Below are 19,980 nucleotides of genomic sequence, written 5' to 3' on the forward strand. Positions count from 1 at the left end.
TCGGCGCCCCCCCCCCCCCCCCCCCCCCAAAGAACGGCGCAGGGCATCTGATAGAGTCTGCCAAACGAGCCTTATATCCAGTGCGAACAAGTCATCACTACGAACCAATTCGGGCGTTCTGCAGGCCGGTGCGCTCGGAATACTGCTACGAAGACAGGCGGCGCTCGCCGGGAGGTGTCATGAAGATCGCCGTTGCCAAGGAAATCGATCCGTCGGAGCCGCGTGTCGCCGCTTCGCCTGATACGGTGAAGAAGTTTAGGGCGCTGGGCGCCGAAATCGCCGTGGAGGCGGGCGCCGGCATCAAGTCGGGCCTGCCGGATTCCGAATTCACCGCGGCCGGCGCCACCGTCAGCACTGACGCGCTCAAGGACGCCGATATCATCATCAAGGTGAAGCGTCCCGAGGCGTCCGAGCTGGCGCAGTACAAGCGCGGCGCGCTCGTCATCGCCATCATGGACCCTTACGGCAACGAGGCCGCGCTGAAGACGATAGCCGATGCCGGCGTCTCCGCCTTCGCGATGGAACTGATGCCGCGCATCACCCGCGCGCAGGTGATGGACGTGCTGTCCTCGCAGGCCAACCTCGCCGGTTACCGCGCCGTGATCGAGGGCGCCGAGGCGTTCGGCCGCGCCTTTCCGATGATGATGACCGCGGCCGGCACCGTGCCCGCTGCCAAGGTGTTCGTGATGGGCGTCGGCGTTGCGGGCCTCCAGGCGATCGCGACCGCGCGCCGCCTCGGCGCGGTGGTCACCGCGACCGACGTCCGGCCCGCGACGAAGGAGCAGGTGGAATCGCTCGGTGCGAAATTCCTCGCCGTCGAGGACGAGGAGTTCAAGAACGCGCAGACCGCTGGTGGTTACGCCAAGGAAATGTCTAGGGAGTACCAGGCCAAGCAGGCCGCGCTCACCGCCGAACACATCAAGAAGCAGGACATCGTGATCACCACCGCGCTGATCCCGGGCCGGCCGGCGCCGAAGCTCGTCAGCGCCGACATGGTCAAGTCGATGAAGCCGGGGTCGGTACTGGTCGATCTCGCCGTCGAGCGCGGCGGCAATGTCGAGGGTGCCAAGGCCGGTGAGGTCGTCGACCTCGATGGCATCAAGATCGTCGGCTACACCAACGTCGCCGGCCGCGTCGCGGCCTCGGCCTCCAGCCTCTATGCCCGCAACCTGTTCTCCTTCATCGAGACCATGGTCGACAAGAAAGAGAAGAAGCTCGCCGTGAACTGGGACGATGAGCTGGTCAAGGCCACGGCGCTGACGAAAGACGGCGCCGTCATCCACCCGAACTTCCAGCCCAAATCATCTTAAATCGGGTTTAAGGAGAGCCGCCATGGAGCATGCTGCACAGGTCGTCGACCCCTTCATCTTCCGGCTGTCGATCTTCGTTCTCGCCGTCTTCGTCGGCTATTTCGTGGTGTGGTCGGTGACGCCGGCGCTGCACACGCCGCTGATGAGCGTGACCAACGCGATCTCCTCGGTGATCGTGGTCGGCGCGCTGCTTGCCGGCGGCGTCGCGAATGTCTCGAGCGGCTCGGGCTGGGCCCGTGCCTTCGGCTTTGTCGCGCTGATCTTTGCCTGCATCAACATCTTCGGCGGCTTCCTTGTCACCCAGCGCATGCTGGCGATGTACAAGAAGAAGTCGAAGTAAGCGGCCACCTCGGGCTGATGGGATCAATGGGGACCTGAGATGAGCGCCAACCTCTCTGCATTTCTGTATCTCGTGGCGGGAGTGCTGTTCATCCTGTCGCTGCGCGGGTTGTCGAGCCCGGCTTCATCGCGCCAGGGCAATTTGTTCGGCATGATCGGCATGGCGATCGCGGTCGCCACCACGCTTGCCAACCATCCGCCGGCCGACGGGCTCGCCTGGGTGCTGGTGATCGTCGGCATCGCGATCGGCGCCGCGATCGGCGCGGTGATCGCCCGGCGCGTGCCGATGACGTCGATGCCGGAGCTGGTTGCCGCCTTCCACTCGCTGGTCGGCATGGCCGCGGTGCTGGTCGCCGCCGGCGCGTTCTACGCGCCCGAGGCTTTCGACATCGGTACGCCCGGCAATATCCACACCCAGAGCCTGGTCGAAATGTCGCTCGGCGTCGCCATCGGCGCGCTGACCTTCACCGGCTCGGTGATCGCATTCCTCAAGCTCTCGGCGCGCATGAGCGGCGCTCCGATCATCCTGCCGGCCCGCCACGTGATCAACGTCGCCCTCGCGGTGGCGCTGGTCGCCTGCATCGTCGGCCTCGTCGTCACCGGCAGCCTGGTGTTCTTCTGGCTCAACGTCATCCTGGCGCTTCTGCTCGGCGTGCTCATGATCATCCCGATCGGCGGCGCCGACATGCCGGTCGTGATCTCGATGCTGAACTCCTATTCGGGTTGGGCGGCCGCGGGCATCGGCTTCACGCTCGGCAATTCCGCGCTGATCATCACCGGCGCGCTGGTCGGCTCCTCGGGCGCGATCCTGTCCTACATCATGTGCCATGCGATGAACCGGTCCTTCATCTCGGTCATCCTCGGCGGCTTTGGCGGTGAGACCGCTGCGGCCGGCGGCGGTACGGGCGAGCAGAAGCCCGCCAAGCTCGGCTCGGCCGACGATGCCGCCTTCATCATGAAGAACGCCTCCAAGGTCATCATCGTGCCCGGCTACGGCATGGCGGTGGCGCAGGCCCAGCACGCGCTGCGCGAGATGGCCGACATCCTGAAGAAGGAAGGCGTCGAGGTGAAATACGCCATTCACCCGGTCGCGGGCCGCATGCCCGGCCACATGAACGTGCTGCTGGCCGAAGCCAACGTGCCCTATGACGAGGTGTTCGAGCTCGAGGACATCAACTCCGAGTTCGCGCAGGCCGACATCGCCTTCGTGATCGGCGCCAACGACGTGACCAATCCGGCGGCCGAAGAGGACAAGTCCTCGCCGATCTACGGCATGCCGGTGCTGCAGGTCTGGAAGGCCGGAACGGTGATGTTCATCAAGCGCTCGCTGGCTTCGGGTTACGCGGGCATCGACAACCCGTTGTTCTACCGCGACAACACCATGATGCTGCTCGGCGACGCCAAGAAGGTTACCGAGAACATCGTCAAGGCGATGTGAACGCCACGAGCTAAACATGGTTCAGAGCCTCTCTACTCTTGATCAAGATCAGCGCGGCCGCGCCATAGATTTGAACAACTGGCTCGCCTGATGGCCATGAGGCAATTTCATCTTGCTTGCTCGATTCGCTGTAATGCAAGCTTTCGGAGACATTGAGATGCCGCCGCCGCCCCTTTGGATCCCAGACTCGCAAGATACTCCAGACATTTCGCCTGCGACCACTTGGTTGCTGGCGATCGTGGCCGCCCTCGTCAATCTCGCTTTCGTGGCATTGGTCCTCTATTCGGCGTGAGCGCAAGCTGCGCTCTTGCGGTAACGGCGACCATCTCCACGTCCCGAAATCGCATCACCTGTTCAGGGCCCAAAGCGTCCCGACGCATGAGCGTTCAATTTTTCATATCCAGCTTGAGGAGCTAGCGTGACTGCATATCGTGGGCCAGTGTTTGAGATGGCCGTAAAGCAATTCGAGGTGATCGCGAATTACCTGAGCATACCGGATGATGCGAGACCGCGCCTGTTGTTGCCGAAGCGATCTGTCACAGTATCGTGTCCAATTCACCGGGATGATGGCACCACCGCGGTGTTCGAGGGCTACCGGGTACAGCATCATTTGACGCTTGGCCCGACAAAAGGGGGCACCAGGTTCGCGCCCACAGTCGACCTCGGCGAAGTTGCAGCGCTCGCCATTTGGATGAGCTGGAAATGTGCCCTGGTCGGATTGCCGTATGGCGGGGCCAAGGGCGGCATCAATGTCGACCCCTCGACCTTGTCGAAGCGCGAGCTTGAGGCGCTTTCGCGCCGTTATATGCAGGAAATGATCCCCTTCGTTGGGCCACACACCGATGTTATGGCTCCTGACCTCGGTACGAACGAGCAGATCATGGCCTGGTTCATGGATACTTATTCGATGTACCAGGGCCAAACCGTCACCGAGATCGTGACGGGCAAGCCCGTCAGCGCTGGTGGAACGCTCGGCCGTCGTGAAGCGACAGGCCGGGGTGTGGCTCATCTGGTCAGGCGCGCTGCAGACGAGCTCAAAATCCGTCTCAATGGCTCAACGGCGGTTGTTCAAGGATTTGGAAACGTCGGTTCGATCGCCGCGCTTGAGCTGCATAACATGGGAGTGAAAGTGATCGCGGTCAGCGATCACACCGGCGCGCTCTACCGCCCTCGTGGGCTCGACATACCACAACTGGTCCGGCACGCAGCCTCGCAAGGAAGCCTTGATGGCTACTCCAATGAGCTCGCTCTGGATCCTGCAGAGATCCTGACCGTGCCGTGCGACGTGCTTGTTCCGGCTGCCGTCGAACGGGTCATCGACGCTGGAATGGCCGCTAAACTGCGCTGCCGGATCCTTGCCGAAGGCGCCAACGGACCGACCACGCCGGAAGCTGACCGAATTCTGGAAGGACGCCAGGACGAGGTGTTCGTCATTCCCGATATTCTCTGCAATTCGGGAGGTGTTGTCGTCAGTTACTTTGAATGGGTGCAGGACCTTCAGCGATTGTTCTGGGAGGAGGAGGAAGTCATGCGCCGGGAGTATCAACTCCTGGATCGTGCTTTCGAGCGTGTCCTGGCGCGAAGCAAAGGCGAAAATCTGTTCAATCGCACCGCGGCCATGGCAATAGGCGTCGAGCGTGTTCGCGGTGCCAAGGAAACACGCGGCCTGTTCCCGTAAAAACCTAGTTCTTCCCTCGCGTGGAGCCGCCGTAGGCCCCCTATGCTGCCGCTAACGAGCCACTTGAATGATGAGCCCCAACTGACCTGTGCGCTCGTCCTGATGGTCTCCTTGGCGAGCACAAATGCACCCAATCCACTGGCAGATCGGTCTGTCTGCCAGTTCGCCCTAGACTTAGCTGGGCCGTCGCCGACAAACGGCAGCGGCATGTTTAGCGTTGAGTGATAGTCTCACGTCTTACAGTTTTTCATCGGCCGCAGGATTGGCAAGCCATGCGCCATTTAAGGAAAGAAAGCATTGTTCTCAGCTCTCACACTTCGCGCGCTCTCGTTCAAACGCACCCCATTGTGGCGCTTGCTCAAGCTGCAGATTCCGGCCAGCCGAACATTCAGTGCCTCCTTGCGATTAAAGATCGGCCTGCTTGGCATCATCGCGGTCATTGCGACCGGCGCGATCTGCCTGGTCGGGTTGAACCACGCGGCGCAGGTCCAGGGTGATGCGGACGAGGCCGCTCGCGTTCGTGACCGGTTTGCGGCGCTCTCCCAGAGCTTTCTGGAATCGCAACATGTGACGACCGAATTCCTGCGTCGGCGCGACGAGGCAATGATTGAGCGCCATGCCGAGCTGCTCAAGCACGAAATGGCGATGCTCGGCGACATCGAAGGCATTGCGGCGCGATTGCCTGAGGGCGATCCTCTCAAGAGCTCTTCCGGACTGCGGAGCGGGATCGACCTCTACGCCGCTCGCTTTCAGAACATCGTCTCGGCCGAGCGCGCGCTTGGTTTTAACGCCGAGGAGGGGCTCCAGGGCGGGCTGCGCACGGCCGAGCTTCAGCTGGAAGGGCGGCTTGCCGAGCTCGACCAGCCAAGGTTGACCGTTCTCATGGAGAGGATGCGCGGGTATGAAAAGGATTTCATGCTGCACGGCGAAGAAAAATACGGCCAGGATTTTGACAAGTCTGGCGCCGAATTCGCCGGGCTGCTGGCCACCTCAGATCTCTCACCGGGTATTCGCCCCGAACTTGAGAGGCTTCTCAAGTCCTATCAAGCCGCATTTTCTGCCTTCATGTTGGTCCAGCAGTCGCTGAACGAGGAGATGGAGGATATTGCCAAGGTTTATGGCAGCCATCGACCGGCATTGGCACAGGCAATTGCAGAAGCCGATCGCCGAAGCGCCGCGGCTGGCTTGCGCGCGGCAAATGCCCGCGATCTCCTGTTTTGGCTGGTGGTTGGGGCGATGGGCCTGGTCGCGACGTTTGCGCTGCTGTTCGGCCGTCGCATTGGCGGTGCCATTTCACGTATGACGGTGGCGATGCGTCAGCTTGGTGCCGGTCAGTTCGAGATTGTTCTGCCGGGTCTTGATCGTAAAGATGAGATCGGGGACATGGGACGGGCGGTCGAGGACTTCAAGCAGGGCATGCGCCTGAAGGCTGAGCGCGACCTTGCCGAACAGTTGGAACGCGACCGCCTGCAGGGCGAGCGAAGCCGCGCGGAGCTAGAGCGGCTTGCTGATGCGTTCGAGGCGGCCGTCGGTAACGTCATTCAGACGGTGGCTAACGCCTCCCGCCAGCTTGAAAGTGCGGCTCTTGGCCTCACTCAGTCGGCCAAGCACACGACCGGCGTTTCGAGCCACGTCTCGGCAGCATCCGACAGCGCCTCTTCCAATATCCAGCTCATTGCTGCCGCGACGGAACAGATGATGACCTCTGCCTCCGAAATTGGGCGGCAGGTGCAGGAATCCTCGAAGATTGCGCTGGAGGCGGTCCGCCAGGCGGCGCAGACTGACAGGCAGATCTCCGAGCTCACTGATGCGGCCGAACGGATCGGCGACGTCGTTCGGCTCATTGCGCAAGTGGCACGCCAGACCAACTTGCTTGCGCTCAACGCCACGATTGAAGCCGCACGTGCGGGCGAATACGGCACCGGCTTTGCGGTGGTCGCGCAGGAAGTCAAGGCTTTGGCGGATCAGACTTCTGATGCCACCTCGCAGATTGCTGCGCAAATCGGCGCGATGCAGTCGGTCGCCCGCAAATCGGTGATTGAAATCGTTTCCATTAGCGCAACGATCGACCGCATCTCGCAGATTTCGGGTGCTGTGTCGGAGTCTGTTGAACAGCAGCTGTTGGCAACGCGCGAGATTGCGCACAACATCCAGCAGACCGCCGCGCGAACCTCGGAGGTTGCGAGCGGAATGAGCCAGGTCGCCCATGGCGCCGCAACCACGGATACAGCGGCAGGCGGCGTCCTGCAGTCGGCGCAGGCGCTGTCCAAGAGCAGTTCTGAGTTGACCGCTGAATTGAGCCGCTTCATTGCATCCTTGCGACGAGCGTGAGCGGCCCAAGCGGTCGAGCAGCCAAAATGTCCCTTGTGCAGGAACACTCAATGCAACCCGATGACCGGCGAGATGAAATGGCGCGAAAGAGCGGACTTGAGGAGATCGGTCCTACGAAATGCGCCGCTCGGACAATTCTGATGCCGTCCATGGGACGACGCATTGTGTCGGAGGGGCTCGGCACGGCGTTCCTTCTCGCTGCCGTGGTCGGGTCCGGTATCATGGCGCAGCGGCTCGCCGGCGGCAACGTCGCGCTCGCGCTTCTCTGCAACACCATCTCCACTGGTGCGATCCTGGTCGTCCTGATCCTGGTCTTCGGGCCGCTGTCGGGAGCGCACTTCAATCCCGCGCTGAGTCTGGCCTTGACCTTGCGAGGCGAACTGACGTGGCGAGCCCTGTGGGCCTATATTCTCGCGCAGATTGCCGGTTCGCTCACGGGGGTCTTTGCGGCACATTTGATGTTCGATATTCCGCTCTGGCAAGTCTCGCTCACACAACGAACCGGAGCAGGACAGTGGATCGCAGAAGCCGCCGCAACGTTCGGTTTGCTCGTCACGATCTTCGGCTGCGCGAGCCGAACTCCCGCTGTGGTTCCTTACGCCGTTGGCTTGTACGTAACGTCCGCCTACTGGTTCACCGCATCCACTTCGTTCGCCAATCCCGCGGTGACGATCGCACGATCGCTGTCCGACACCTTTGCCGGTATCGCTCCGAGTAGCGTTGTTCCCTTCATCATCGCGCAACTGATTGGGGCCCTTGCGGCCACAACGCTCGCTGCATGGTTATTTAGGAACACCGCCTGAAAGGGCGATGAGATTAGGAAGAAATCGTCATTGCGCTTTAGGTAATTGTTTGAGCATGATCTTTTCGCAAAACACTGCACACGCAGAATGAAGCGAAAGGGTCCGGCGCAGCTGACGTGATCGACAATCTCATTGACGTCAGTCGGCACGTCAATTCTGTCTTCTTGAACTTGCGCTCTGGCTGCTCCTCACACTTACCAACAGGTCGATCGTGCAGCCAATGAATGACGGGGAGGTCGTCGCCGCCCAGATGAGCACGCCACAGCCGCGGCGCCGGCAAGTTCCTGCATTTGGGAAGAAAACCGGAAGATCTTGAGCGCCGTTTGAAAGACGGCGCCCCGATGCCATGAAGCGTTGGTCGTTATGCGGGATGGTCACGCCAAGAAGGGTTGGCGCGATGCTGATTGCGTCACGTAAAGTGCTGAGCGGGGTATCGCCCAAGGCCGGCGTCTTGCAGTTCAGCTTAGGTTCAAAGGGAGAGTCAAGCTGCGGCGCGCTCGACGCAACTTGACCGATGTCACCAACCCGCTCGAAGTACGCCGATATTCTGGTGGTGAGCGTCGGGTCGGCGATAATCAAGGCAACCTATTCGACAATGACCGACTTAGACCTAGCGAGATTGCGTGGCTGGTCAACATCTGTGCCCATCAGCAACCCAGTATGATACGCCAAGAGCTGCATCGGAATGTCATAAACTATCGGAGTAAAGCTTGCCCCCATGTCAGGCAATACGATGGTCGCGAGCGAGTTCACAGAGGCCGCCTCGGCTCCCTTTGGATCGGTTATTAGGATGATGTTGCCACCTCTTGCTGCAACTTCCTGCATGTTTGAGACCGTCTTTTGGAACAGCGAGTCGGAAGGGGCGATCACCACGACAGGCACACCATCGCTTATCAACGCAAGCGGACCGTGTTTAAGCTCGCCCGCAGCATAGCCGTCGGCGTGGATATAGGCGATTTCTTTCAGCTTCAGCGCTCCTTCCAGCGCCAGCGGAAAGGAGCTGCCGCGACCGAGACATAGCACGCCACGCGACTTGGCGACCTCCCGCGCGAGCTTCTCGATTTGCGGTTCGGTTGCAAGTGCAGCTGTCATCAGGCGAGGAACTTCGAGCAACTCCTGTACGAGCGTGGCCTCGGTGGCCCGGGATAATTCACCACGCGCTCTCCCGTTGGCGATCGCAAGAGCCGCGAGCACGATCAACTGGCACGAGAAGGCTTTGGTCGAGGGGACGCCCATTTCGGGGCCGGCCAGCGTCTGCAGCACGGTCTCGCTCTCTCGCGCAATTGTCGAGCTCGGCACGTTGACTACGGAGAGCGTGCGCAGTCCCTGAGATTTGGCAAAACGCAGCGCAGCCAGCGTATCAGCCGTCTCGCCGGATTGCGAAATGAGGATGGCGAGATCGCGCTCGCGCAAGGGCGGTTCCCGGTAGCGTAATTCGGAAGCGACATCGACCTCGACGGGGATGCGGGCCAGCCGCTCGAACCAGTATTTGCCGATGTGGCCGGCATGGCGTGCGGTGCCGCAGCCGGTGATCAATATTCGGCCAATGTCATTGAAGTCGAATGGCAGCGTCTGAGGGAATGCGACGCGATCGGCCGACGCGTCGACATAGCGCGCCAGCGTATGGCCGGCGACTTTCGGTTGCCTGTGGATCTCCTTGAGCATGAAAGGACGATAATTTGCCTTTCGGATGAGAGCCGGCGAGGCTCTGCATTTCAGTACCTCGCGATGGGCAATGACGCCTTGCATGTCGTAGATCGTGAAGGAGTTGCGGGTCAGAACGGCCCAGTCGCCGTCTTCCAAATGGGTAATGCGCTCCGTGAAAGGCGCAAGTGCAATCTCATCCGACGCCAGATACATTTCTCCGTCGCCATGGCCGATAGCAAGCGGCGACCCATTGCAGGCCCCGATCAATAAATCGTCGTAGCCCTTGAACAGAAAAACCAGCGCGAACGGACCACCCAGTTTGGGCAGCGAAGCCTTCACCGCGTCCTGAGGCGAATAGCCCTTGATCAAATGGGATTCGACTATGTGAGCGACTACCTCTGTATCCGTCTCGGAGGCGAATTGTGCACCCTTTCGTTCCAACTCGGCGCGCAGCTCAGGATAATTTTCGATTACGCCGTTATGAACGACCGACACATTGTCAGTCGCATGCAGATGGGCGTTCTTCGCGCTCGCCTTTCTGTGGCTGGTCCAGCGGGTATGCCCGATGCCGGTATGCCCCCACACCGGCGCGGCGCGCAGGCGGTTCTCTAACGCCTTGAGCTTGCCCTCGGCACGCTGTCGGTAGAAATGACCGCCTTCCAGCGTTGCCACGCCTGCAGAGTCATAGCCACAATATTCTAGCTGCTTCAGGGAAACGATTAATTGCTCGGAGACCGGACGGCGTCCCACAATGCCGACAATTCCGCACATGCAGGTCAATATGCTCCGCAACTAGCGTTGAACCACATCGTCTTTCGAGTCAGGCGGCAAGCTAGAGGGGTTGGCAGGTCAATGAATCCCCCCATTTGGCTAGCCACGGAGCTGGCAATTTGCATGCCAGTACCGAACGACTTTACAAGCTATTTGGGCCGGTTCCCGGACACGCTGCTAGACGTATATCATCACGCTGATCAAGCATTCCGGGGGACTTCTGCTGACGATGGCTCGGCGCCTAAATGGAGCCGCGGGGCCCAGAATGTTCGCTCACTCGGCCAGATACTGACATTCCCCATCGACCTCGTTGCCCGATCTAACATCGCTCCGGTGTGGTGAGTAGCCGAGAGGAATTCACATTCATCGTGTGATACATTCGGTCCACCCATTTCGCCTTGTTATTTTATCGGCGTGGTGGAAGCCCGCGAAGAGGGCGCTGCCGCGCAGTCGCCGGCTGATCATATTCAGCCGTGTGTGGATCAAGACGTGCATGTGCGAAATTCGACAAGACCGCAAGTATTCCGCCGTACGGCGTGAAGTGGTTGTTTTGTCCGCCTGCTACGCAAGTGGCATAAGCCGTTTGTGGCACGCACTTTGCTGAGGTCCTGCGCAAACTCGTTTCAATGTGGCCGTCTGGCAGATAGCGCAGCCCGGAGTTCATATGGCCCTTGCTCGGCTAATCACATCAAGGCCATCGACAGGCCGTGAATTGAAAGCCCGCCGGGTGCGGCGCGATTGCCTTTGTCGTTCGTGCTGTACAGCACTTGGCCCTTATTCACGCCCTGAGAGTGGTAGCGATGCTTAGGAGTGCGCCGAGCATCACGGACGGCAATCGGCAATCATCGAACGCGTGCCCACCATCGCTCATGTTCTCGGAGCACCCTCACCGATGTGTTCCCTTAGGGCACGAGGCGCTCTGCGCGTTTGGTGTGAGCATTTTCGCCGAGCGATGTCCATCAGCTAAGGGGCCAGCGCAAGTGCGCCCTGGAATGCACTGAGGCGATCGTTGCCGACTCTCTTGGCTCAGAGCTGGCCACTTGGATTTTGATATGCCGCGACACGAGAAGGATCGAAAATGGCTGTTGTCCGATTTGTATTTGCCGCACTGAAGCCGGGTGTCAGCGCAGCGGAGTATGAACGCTTCGAACGCGAGGTCGACTATGTCGTCGCCAGTAAATTGAAGACTATCGTCAGCTATTCGACGCACCGCATCACGGAAACCGGCGTCGGCATATCAGGCGGGCCGTGGGACTATATCGAGCGCATTGAGGTGACCGATCGCAAAGCCTATCAAGCTGAGCTCGCCGTCGTCGGCAAGAAAATGCTCGAAGAACTCTACGAAAAATATCTCGACAGATCTAAGACAGTTTCGGTCTGGTCAGAACGGATCGAAGCATGAGTCTCGCATCCTCACCGTTCCCAGCCAAAGTTGCGTTGTCCGGCGGTTCTTGCCCGTCACCCGAAGAAAAAACACTGGGTTCGTGCCAACACGGGGACGGCGCCTCGAGAGGCGCGTCCGTGTCCGACAGCGCGGCCCAATTCGATGAATTTGCAAGTCTGCACGAGAATATGACTGAATGGCCCCTTCAAAAATACATCGAAGTGCCGAGCGTACTAGAGGTGATGGGTGACGTTGATGGCTTCTCCATCCTCGATTTTGGGTGCGGCGCGGGGGCATATTCGCGAATACTTAAGCAACGCGGAGCAGCCTCTGTTGTAGGATATGATCCGGCGCCAGGCATGCTAAACTACGCGCGGCGTCGCGCAGAAAAAGAGGGGATCAATCTCTCCTTCGTCACTCATCTCCATGCCAACATGGCAGCCCAATTCGACTTGGTACTTGCATCCTATGTGCTGCCCTATGCCGCCACCAAAAGTGAGCTGGACAGCATGTGCGCCGAAATGGCCGAACTGTTGCGTCCTGGCGGGCGCTTGATATCGTTGTCCACTCATCCAGCTTACAATCCACATCCAAACTGGTACGAACCCTGTGGCTTCAGGCTCGTCGTAGACGATCCTGAGAACCCATATTTAGAAGGTGGGCGTATTAAGGTCGAGTTCTGCAAAAATGGAGAACAAGGCGGCGTATTTGCATGGCATTGGCCCGCTCCCTCTTTGGAGAGTTCATTAGCACAAGCCGGGTTCCGATCATTGAAATGGAGAGAACTGTTTGTGCCCACATGCGCCCGTATAGATCAGCTTCCCACGGAGCTACATGCATATCTCCAAAGCCCGCACGCGATCATCATTGAAGGCGTCCGTGTCCCACGCCATGCGGGGCGACACCCATGACGTTTGTACCATTCAGGAGCAAGTTGTTAGTCCCGTTCTCCTCAGCGGTCGCGGAAGGTCTATGCGGCTTTGACGAGCATGAATGGGATGCCCTCGTCGGTGATAACAATTTTTATAACAGCTACCGGTGGCTGCGAGCGCTCGAACATTCGCTCGGCGCAACGGACGTGCTTGCGGTCCGCGGGGCGGCCGGAGTCGTGGCTGCGTGCACGCTTTGGGAGGGAGACCAATCACCTGGTTTGTTCTTCCTGCCAGATTGCATGGCTGGAATTCCCGGCCCTTGGCAACAAAGTTTTCTCTGGCTGGGTGGTCGGCGCAACACCCACAACGAGATACCCTGCATTCAGGGCAGGCGAAGGTATGAGGCTTTAGGCGAGTTGGGACGCAGCGCTCTAAACTATGCTCAGGAGCGGGGATATGCCGGCGTTGTAGTGCCGTACATGCCCTACCCGGCGGCGGTGGAATTCGCGGAGCACATTGGGGGTACGGTCGTTTTGCATTCTGCCGAAGCGTATCTAGAAGTGCCGGATACAGGGGTAGCCGGGATGATGGCGGCCTCGTGCGCGCATGATCGTAATCAAAGCAAGTCTGAAGTCGCGGCGTTCCGGCGAGCCGGGGGGAAGATCGGATGGGCCTCAGCCGAAGAACTCGATGACTCCATAGTCGCTGATCTCATAACCCAAAACAGGTCTCGACACGGAAGCACCCAGGGTCGCGACTGGATGGAAAGGATACTCGCCGGGCAGAGAAAGGCGGGTGTGTCGCAGTTCGGTGCCGCAGCAATTTCCGAGTGCAACAACGAGATAACCGGGCTTGCTGTTTTCTATCGCTTTGGAACGGCACTTCACTTGCGCTACTTCGGGGCAGACTACAGTCGCGATCTCAAGGATTACAGATATTTCGTCTTATGCTATTACGAGCCCCTCGATTACGCTGCGGCGCGCGGTCTCACAACATTGCGGCTTTCTACCTCCTCGTTACGTGCGAAAGTGAACCGAGGGGCAAAGATCGAGCCGCAGGCGATCGTCATCAAGTGCGTTGGTGAACAGCACATCTGCGGCTCCGACGTCAAGCGGCACAATCTGCGTATGATCAGACAATATCAGAATCAGTTCGCAGGCCATCTTTGCAGGGATTGGGAGTTGGTCGAGCGTTTGCTGGGTGAGTAACTGCGAGATTGAGCAAGATTCGCCGAGGTCTTTGGTCGGGTACGGTGCCCCTCGGCCTAACGCCAGGACTTCGACTGAAGATGCCGCGCTGGTTCTTCAAGCCGGAGCACGACGAAGGCACACTCAAGCAAAAACTGCTGCGCACATTCTGGGATACGGTGCCCGATGACGTCATGACGGCTGACTCCGGGTCTCGAGGGTCGGCAGCGAGCGCTTTTGTGGCACGAAAATTCGCGAGATTTCCGAACGAAACTGGGTAGAGCACGGCAGTCCCGACGACACTCCCGCGTGGCGAGTTGATGGAATCCAGCCTAAGCGAGTTTTCCGGCTTCAAGCAGTGCTTCCTCTCGAGAGGACGTCGGCGCGGCCGGACCTTTTTATGAATTTGGCAAGACGAGAGCCAGACTCGCCGCCAACGATGTCGCCGCCGAGGTCGCCAAACGCAACGAGCCCAAGCTGCGCGCGCGCCTGAAGCCGGATGCGGCCTCGCTCGCGCAGCTGCTCGGCGAGCGGGTCTTCGCCTTCGCCGGAATCGGCGATCCCCAGCACTTCCTCCGCACATTGGAGGCCAGCGGCATCGAAGTCGCGCGCACGCGCCGCTTCGACAATCATCACATGTTCTCGCGCGAGGAACTCGCCGCGCTTGCAGCGGAGGCACAGCGCGAGCAGCTCACGCTGGTGACGACGAAAATGATCTTGCGCGCCTGCATCGCAGCGATGGCGTGCCCTACCGGCATCGTCCCATTCGCTGTCCAGCTCGAATTCGACGACCGGGCCAAGCTGCGGCAACTGATCAGCGACCATCTCTACAAGGCCCGCGAGCGGCGTTTTTCCAGACGCTGATCTCGTCCGGTGGGCAAAGCGAGGCGTGCCGACCAACTTCGTTTCGCACTCGCTAAAGCTACCGCTTCAGCAGACAGTCATGCTCACCACACCCCAACGACCATCATTCCTATGATGGTCAGGCACGAGACGCAGGTCACCGTGAAGGTATAGCATTCGGGTGTGTTCATCGCTGTCTCCCAGACTGTTGAATTGCTTGGCCACTACCACGCGGGAGAGATTGCCGGTCTTGGCTGCTTCAATGCGGCGCGCCGCGATCGGTCTTGCGGTATGCCGCCGCCCTCTCGTCGTCACTCTGATCCGAAATAAGGTAGTCCGCTTCGAGTGCTTCAAAGCGTTCAGCTGCGATCAGAAGCTGCTTGCGCATTTCAGCGAGACGGGCGCGGCAATATTCGCGATAGAGCAAGTCCAGTATGATGGGCATGATCACCCCCATCGATTGACTTTGAATTGACAGATATTCCACCGCGGATTTTCGAGGTGATCGTCGCCCGTCAGATGGCTCTTCGATATGAGCCCGTTCACAGACTGCGCCAATTCCAAAGCTCAATGGCCGTTTGGTTGACTTGATTGTCTGTGCGATAAAAAAGAACAGGGCTAATTACCTAACAGGAAGTTTAGCGGCACTGTGTTTCAGCAAGACTTCGTCAAACAACTTAAGGGCGCCGGACCGCGACGAAAATTCCAACCACAAAGCGAAATGACTTACCTCGGAGTGCAAGCACGATTCGATGCAACGCGGATCGACGCGACTGCCTGAAGCAGGCGATCGATCAGAAGGTCGTTGGGGAGTCCAGGAGGAGTTTCATCAAGAGGTGCGTAGGCGGAGATACCACGGAGCAGTGAACCGGTTCGAAAGGCCGGTCGGGGGGCGGTGCTTGCTCTGCGCAAGCGAGAGATCACACCTTTCGTTGATCAGGCTTAGGCGTGATCGGGTGCTCCCGTGAGACGGCGGCAAGGCTGCCAAGCATCGTTCAGATGATCGGATTATGTCGGGTTAGGATGCGAGCCGGCGGCTCCGAATTCCAGCGGGGCTGCGCGTTTGTCGTTAGGCGCCATTGAGGTCGTTTACTTGGTATCACGTCGATAAGGGCCGTGACTTCCTCTCCCGCTGCATCACCCGGTGGTGTCTCCGCTCCAGCAATGCTTCCGGAGCAATTCCATGATTCCGACCACGCGGATCGAGCATTTTAGGGTCAGCTACCGCCGCCGAGATCCGTGAGGTGAACAAGGTTGTACCTCAAACCAGTCCCCTAGCTGAAATAGCTCAAGGAAGATCACCTGAGGCCTCCGTTGCCGGATTGCTCGAGCTCGATACTTCTTCGTCGCTTAAGGCGCTGCCTAACCGTTCCGGCGCCACTCTCCGCCTTGAGCAGCAGCAAAGGAATTCCCGTGTGGGGCCAGCAGATCGTTGCTGAGAGATCTGCTGATGGCACGAGAATTGTTGCCATAAGCGGAACTGCCGCCTACGATTTAGGTCTGGCCCTGACCGCGAAGATCACCAAGCAGCAGGCGCTTCCTCGTAGCCAACAAGCTTGTCAGCTTTGTCAGCTTCTGGGCAAGCCTTGTCTCCTTCGCGGCCAGCGCCTCCACCGGCTCCTGGCGCTTGGTCGCGTCGAATTGACTCAGCGCGCGACGCTCTCCTCCAACTGAGCACGCCGTCGCTCCATCTTCGTGCACGTGAAGTTCCTGTCCCGGCTGTTCACGGCATTGAACTTGCTGCCATCGGTGGCGGCGCCTCGTCGTTGCCAATAAGTCCATCTCTTGGCAGAGTTCGAGGAGCAAAGTGGGGGCGCGACGCTGCCCGCTGGCTCCGCAACCTCGAAGCGCATCTCAGCCAAACCGAGCGAATCGAGAAATACGTCGATCACCCGAACAGGGCCGCTCTCGTCAATGGCGTCATCGAAGTATTCGGGCTAAGCGTTCGCTTTCCAGGATCTACTTCTTCATGAAGCGCCTCATCAATTACCCCGGAAAATCACAGGAGAACATAACAGCAGCCCAGTGTTGTCACTGCCAGGACTCGTTGCCGACATTCGCGGAAAAGCGCGCCGGTAACGAAGTCTTTGACTGGCGCTACACATTTAGAGGACTCCACATGAGGGGACTACCAACCTCATTGAAAGCGCGTTGGCCAGCGCGTTCCGGCGCACCGTTCAAGGGATGTCTTTCGAACAAGGCTCGCTACGATCCTCAAGCTCGCCGAGGCCGCCGAGAAAAGCTGCGTCGCGTCGATGGCCACAACCAGTTGACGCAACTCTCCCGCGTTAAATTAGCCAACGGGAATCGAAGTCGCAGACCCGACTCAATCCACTGTCGCCTAGCCCGCTCCGGCACCAACATTCGGCGATAGCACTTTAACCCACGATAAGTCGCACCTTGGATCGAAAGACAAGTAATCGCAAGTTAGTTCTTCACCCGGCTGTACGTCTCGGGCTGTGAAAATTCGGCAATGATCGTCTTGGTATGTGTTTGGTTGATTGCTGTGATTCATGAAACGAGCGTTGTCAGCATTGTACTCTAAAACACCATCATCAACGTCGAGGTCTCTTGGATAGGCGTGCTTATCAAGTAAAGCTTGAAATGTTCGAGGTAAAGTTGCGTACTGTTCAGGTGTCACGGCAATGTCAACGATTGGGTTATGAATCCAAATCAATGCACCTTTAGGCAAAAGAGTAGCGGAGAAAAGTCCAATACCGCCAAACTGGTCTGGCTTCAAAATAGTTTCAACGATCAACACTGACATATCTCCCCAAAGTCGCTAGCACCCTGCAAGCTAACTAACCTGAGCCGTGCAATCTCCTGCATAAATTGGTGGGGTCGTTTAATCGCGTCTCGGTCACAACCTCGATTTTTTTTCAATCTGTGCATCCCTTTCGGTAGCGGCTGCTACCGATGAGGATCTCGGCTGTCGCTCCACGAGGAGATGCTGCAGGACTGGCGCCACGGTTCACCTTCCGCGGCAGCGACGTCGTGGCGATCCTGGAAAGCGCCTGCAAGGAATTGGGGTTCCCGGCAACGATCCGCGTCGATGAAGGCAGCGAGTTCGTGTCGCGCGATCTGGACCTCTGGACCTACCAACGCGGTGTCACGCTGGACTTCTCCAGCCCGGTAAGCCAACCGACAACGCGTTCATCGAAGACTGCGCCTTCCGGGTCGAATGCCTCAACACGCACCGGTTCCTCAGCCTTGCGGACGCCCAAGAAAAAGTGGAGACTACAACGAAGAACGGCCCCATGGCGCCATCGGCAGCAGATCGCCGATTTTGCTGCAAAACCACGTCGGCGCATCCAGCCCGGATGGTCCAAAGGTCGGCCTCGCTGCATCAACCCGAGACTGTAAGCGCTGCTGGATGAAAGTTGAGTGGCAGGTGCGGGACGATTCCACGGCGTATCCAAAAACGCCGACGCGTGACCGATCTGTCGCTGGCGCCGCGTTCGTAGAGCTCGTGGTGATCATCGAACGCTTCCGCTGCGACGCCGTCGTGCGGACGCCAGATCTTCACTGAGCGTTTCGCCGACGGGATATTGGCGTCATCCGCGCGACGCACGGCGCGGCTGGACTCCATGGTCCAGCATCTCGGTCTGGTGCTTAGCGGGTGACGGACAGGCCTTTGCAAAACGGCTGATGCTGCCAGAAAGCAAGGACAAGCCTGTGGGTTTGTCCGACGCCCCAGCTGTTCGCAGGCCGATTTTCTCAAGATCATCGCCAAACTCACCAGGCCCGGCTGGGGGGCATGAACGAATGGCTATGTTCTCCGCGTGGAGACCCCAGAGCGGAGCTGAACGCAGGATAGACTTTCATTTTCCTAAATAAGGCTCACCTCAAGGGATCACGGCCAGCAGTTAATCGAACCATCGACCAGTGCCTGCCTTATTTGTTCGGCCCGTTCCTTGGACAGCTTCTCGGCCAAGCTGTGGTCCTTTAACAGCGCCGGCCCCTTGCGTTCTCGATCATAAACCATCCAGCCGGTGGTCCCCCTTCGAACGAGGAACCTGGACTGTTGCGGAGGTAATTCGTGGATCAACAGTTCCTCCTACATTGACCTGTTACGAAATCGCGTCGGGTGTCCCAAGGAAAGACGACACTCGTGTCACGAAAATACGCCGCGCCCTTTATGCCTGAGCCGGGACACTGAAATTTCCCACGCAACAAACGCACTGCACGCCCTGTGCCACTGGCCGAGGCATCTTTCGATGCGGCGTTCATCTATCCTCACCGCCGCAGACGGGGACAAGCAAACGCCTCGTGAAATTGATCCCTCGCCCGAGGCCAGACGGGCCTATGACCCCGGCCGGGTGGCCGGATCGGCCGTGAAGGCTTGGATCAGCTAAGGCATAGATTTGGTGCTGCGATCGTCAATTTAGGCCGGCAGGAAGTCCGAAACGCCTCGCCGGCTTGCGTAAACGAGCTTTGGTCTACGACTTGTCTCGGATCAAGTGCGACGTGAAGGCGTTCACACATGATGAACGATATGACTTAGATGGAGGTAGCAGTTTCGGTCGAGATCGCCGAAAGTTGGTGACGGCGGGAATCGAAAAGGCGGCATATCGTGGGTGCTTGACGCCTCCACTTCTTCACCGAAGGACCGATATGCCCTATCCAAAGACAACATTATCAAGTTGATTCCGCCAGGAACCGTCGCCGATCAACTCACAAAAGTCTTGCGCAACTGGGCACGTCCATCTCGCTCAGGCGATCGAAGCCGAGGTCGCGGACTATCTCGGCAAGCATCCCGATTTGAAGGACCGCGGCCGGCCACCAGCGCATCGCCCGGCACGGTCACCTGCCAGAGGGGGAGGTGACGACCAGTATCGGTCCGGTCGCTATCCGCCAGCCGCGCGTGCGCGATCGCCAGGGGGTCGCCTCCGATTCCCGACCGCATCCGGTTCTCACCGTCGATGATCCTTCCACCCTACATACGCCGTTCGAAGTTGATCGAGACGCTGCTGCCTATCCTTTACCTGAAGGGGATCTCGACTGGCGACGCCTCGGAAGCGCTGGCTGCGCTGCTCGGCAAGGATGCTGCCGGATTGTCGGCCTCGGCGATCGGTCGCCTAGGGATGGCTAGCTCGACGAGCACACCGCGTGCCAGAAGCGCGTCGGCGAAACGCTACGTCTACATCCGCGCTGATGGCCTCCATCTCGAGGCCCGGCTCGAGGACGAAAAGCAGTCACGCGTGTTCAACAGGGCGCCGGAAGCAGCCTCTTTACTCCGAGGATTTCCCCTGTCTCGGGACTTGAGGAGGCCCTGATTAATGGCAATGCTGTAAAACGCAACGGCAATAACACCGTAGGTGTTCTTCGCAGCTTGGTCCCGGCTCTCGGCAAAGATCAAAGGGCGATGGCTATGCGG

General features: G+C 59.2%; 15 protein-coding genes and 2 pseudogenes. 13 read left to right on the forward strand and 4 right to left on the reverse strand.

Going from position 1 to position 19,980, the window contains the following annotated elements; genetic code table 11:
* Nucleotides 1-179 precede the first annotated feature (179 nt).
* The 6 genes from ACTEK7_RS33880 to ACTEK7_RS33905 all read left to right on the forward strand — a co-directional run bounded on the left by ACTEK7_RS33880 (nt 180) and on the right by ACTEK7_RS33905 (nt 7,899).
* Nucleotides 180-1,310, forward strand: coding sequence for a Re/Si-specific NAD(P)(+) transhydrogenase subunit alpha (locus ACTEK7_RS33880; RefSeq protein ID WP_225130122.1), 1,131 nt, complete (start codon nt 180-182; stop codon nt 1,308-1,310).
* Nucleotides 1,311-1,332: 22 nt separating this feature from the next.
* On the forward strand, nt 1,333-1,650 hold the full coding sequence (locus tag ACTEK7_RS33885; protein ID WP_014492434.1) for a proton-translocating transhydrogenase family protein: 318 nt from the start codon (nt 1,333-1,335) through the stop codon (nt 1,648-1,650).
* 39 nt (nt 1,651-1,689) lie between these two features.
* Complete coding sequence (locus tag ACTEK7_RS33890) at nt 1,690-3,087, forward strand: NAD(P)(+) transhydrogenase (Re/Si-specific) subunit beta (RefSeq protein WP_225130120.1); 1,398 nt, start codon at nt 1,690-1,692, stop codon at nt 3,085-3,087.
* Between the two features lie 418 nt (nt 3,088-3,505).
* Nucleotides 3,506-4,765, forward strand: coding sequence for a Glu/Leu/Phe/Val family dehydrogenase (locus ACTEK7_RS33895; RefSeq protein ID WP_225130118.1), 1,260 nt, complete (start codon nt 3,506-3,508; stop codon nt 4,763-4,765).
* 297 nt (nt 4,766-5,062) lie between these two features.
* On the forward strand, nt 5,063-7,096 hold the full coding sequence (locus tag ACTEK7_RS33900; RefSeq protein WP_225130117.1) for a methyl-accepting chemotaxis protein: 2,034 nt from the start codon (nt 5,063-5,065) through the stop codon (nt 7,094-7,096).
* Nucleotides 7,097-7,236: 140 nt separating this feature from the next.
* Complete coding sequence (locus tag ACTEK7_RS33905) at nt 7,237-7,899, forward strand: aquaporin (RefSeq protein ID WP_225130131.1); 663 nt, start codon at nt 7,237-7,239, stop codon at nt 7,897-7,899.
* A gap of 150 nt (nt 7,900-8,049) precedes the next feature.
* Here the strand turns inward: ACTEK7_RS33905 and ACTEK7_RS33910 are convergent, their stop codons facing one another.
* Together ACTEK7_RS33910 and glmS are read right to left on the reverse strand one after the other, a co-directional pair.
* Nucleotides 8,050-8,478: a hypothetical protein gene (locus ACTEK7_RS33910; RefSeq protein WP_225130115.1), complete on the reverse strand. Its 429-nt coding sequence runs from the start codon at nt 8,476-8,478 to the stop codon at nt 8,050-8,052.
* A 6-nt stretch (nt 8,479-8,484) separates the two neighbouring features.
* Nucleotides 8,485-10,317, reverse strand: coding sequence for a glutamine--fructose-6-phosphate transaminase (isomerizing) (gene glmS, locus ACTEK7_RS33915; RefSeq protein ID WP_225130113.1), 1,833 nt, complete (start codon nt 10,315-10,317; stop codon nt 8,485-8,487).
* 1,078 nt (nt 10,318-11,395) lie between these two features.
* Between glmS and ACTEK7_RS33920 the strand changes: the two genes are divergently transcribed.
* From ACTEK7_RS33920 to ACTEK7_RS33935, 4 genes are all read left to right on the forward strand, one after another.
* Nucleotides 11,396-11,719 carry a hypothetical protein gene (locus ACTEK7_RS33920; protein ID WP_225130111.1) on the forward strand — a complete coding sequence of 108 codons (324 nt, stop codon included), beginning with the start codon at nt 11,396-11,398 and terminating at the stop codon, nt 11,717-11,719.
* A gap of 119 nt (nt 11,720-11,838) precedes the next feature.
* A complete protein-coding gene (locus ACTEK7_RS33925) occupies nt 11,839-12,612 on the forward strand; it encodes a class I SAM-dependent methyltransferase (RefSeq protein ID WP_225130109.1) in 774 nt (257 codons plus the stop codon).
* The gene (locus ACTEK7_RS33930; RefSeq protein WP_225130107.1) at nt 12,609-13,781 is read left to right on the forward strand and encodes a peptidogalycan biosysnthesis protein; all 1,173 of its coding nucleotides are present in this window, start codon (nt 12,609-12,611) and stop codon (nt 13,779-13,781) included. The genes ACTEK7_RS33925 and ACTEK7_RS33930 overlap by 4 nt, the downstream gene beginning before the upstream one ends.
* A gap of 468 nt (nt 13,782-14,249) precedes the next feature.
* Nucleotides 14,250-14,624 (forward strand): tetraacyldisaccharide 4'-kinase, encoded by a 375-nt coding sequence (locus tag ACTEK7_RS33935; protein WP_249782217.1) that lies wholly within the window; start codon nt 14,250-14,252, stop codon nt 14,622-14,624.
* A gap of 238 nt (nt 14,625-14,862) precedes the next feature.
* On the opposite strand, the gene ACTEK7_RS33940 is transcribed toward ACTEK7_RS33935, so the two are convergent.
* On the reverse strand, nt 14,863-15,090 hold the full coding sequence (locus tag ACTEK7_RS33940) for a hypothetical protein (protein ID WP_225130106.1): 228 nt from the start codon (nt 15,088-15,090) through the stop codon (nt 14,863-14,865).
* 926 nt (nt 15,091-16,016) lie between these two features.
* Between ACTEK7_RS33940 and ACTEK7_RS33945 the strand changes: the two genes are divergently transcribed.
* The gene (locus tag ACTEK7_RS33945; RefSeq protein ID WP_225130135.1) at nt 16,017-16,277 is read left to right on the forward strand and encodes a hypothetical protein; all 261 of its coding nucleotides are present in this window, start codon (nt 16,017-16,019) and stop codon (nt 16,275-16,277) included.
* 667 nt (nt 16,278-16,944) lie between these two features.
* Here ACTEK7_RS33945 and ACTEK7_RS33950 read toward each other — a convergent pair.
* The gene (locus ACTEK7_RS33950) at nt 16,945-17,370 is read right to left on the reverse strand and encodes an SET domain-containing protein (protein ID WP_225130104.1); all 426 of its coding nucleotides are present in this window, start codon (nt 17,368-17,370) and stop codon (nt 16,945-16,947) included.
* 191 nt (nt 17,371-17,561) lie between these two features.
* On the opposite strand from ACTEK7_RS33950, the pseudogene ACTEK7_RS33955 reads away from it, so the two are divergent.
* Nucleotides 17,562-17,922, forward strand: a pseudogene (locus ACTEK7_RS33955) (integrase core domain-containing protein); the annotation flags it as partial.
* A 1,258-nt stretch (nt 17,923-19,180) separates the two neighbouring features.
* Nucleotides 19,181-19,849: pseudogene (locus ACTEK7_RS33960) on the forward strand (transposase); the annotation flags it as partial.
* Between the last annotated feature and the right edge of the window lie 131 nt (nt 19,850-19,980).

It is taken from the genome of Bradyrhizobium sp. JHI2711 (genome assembly GCF_056156565.1).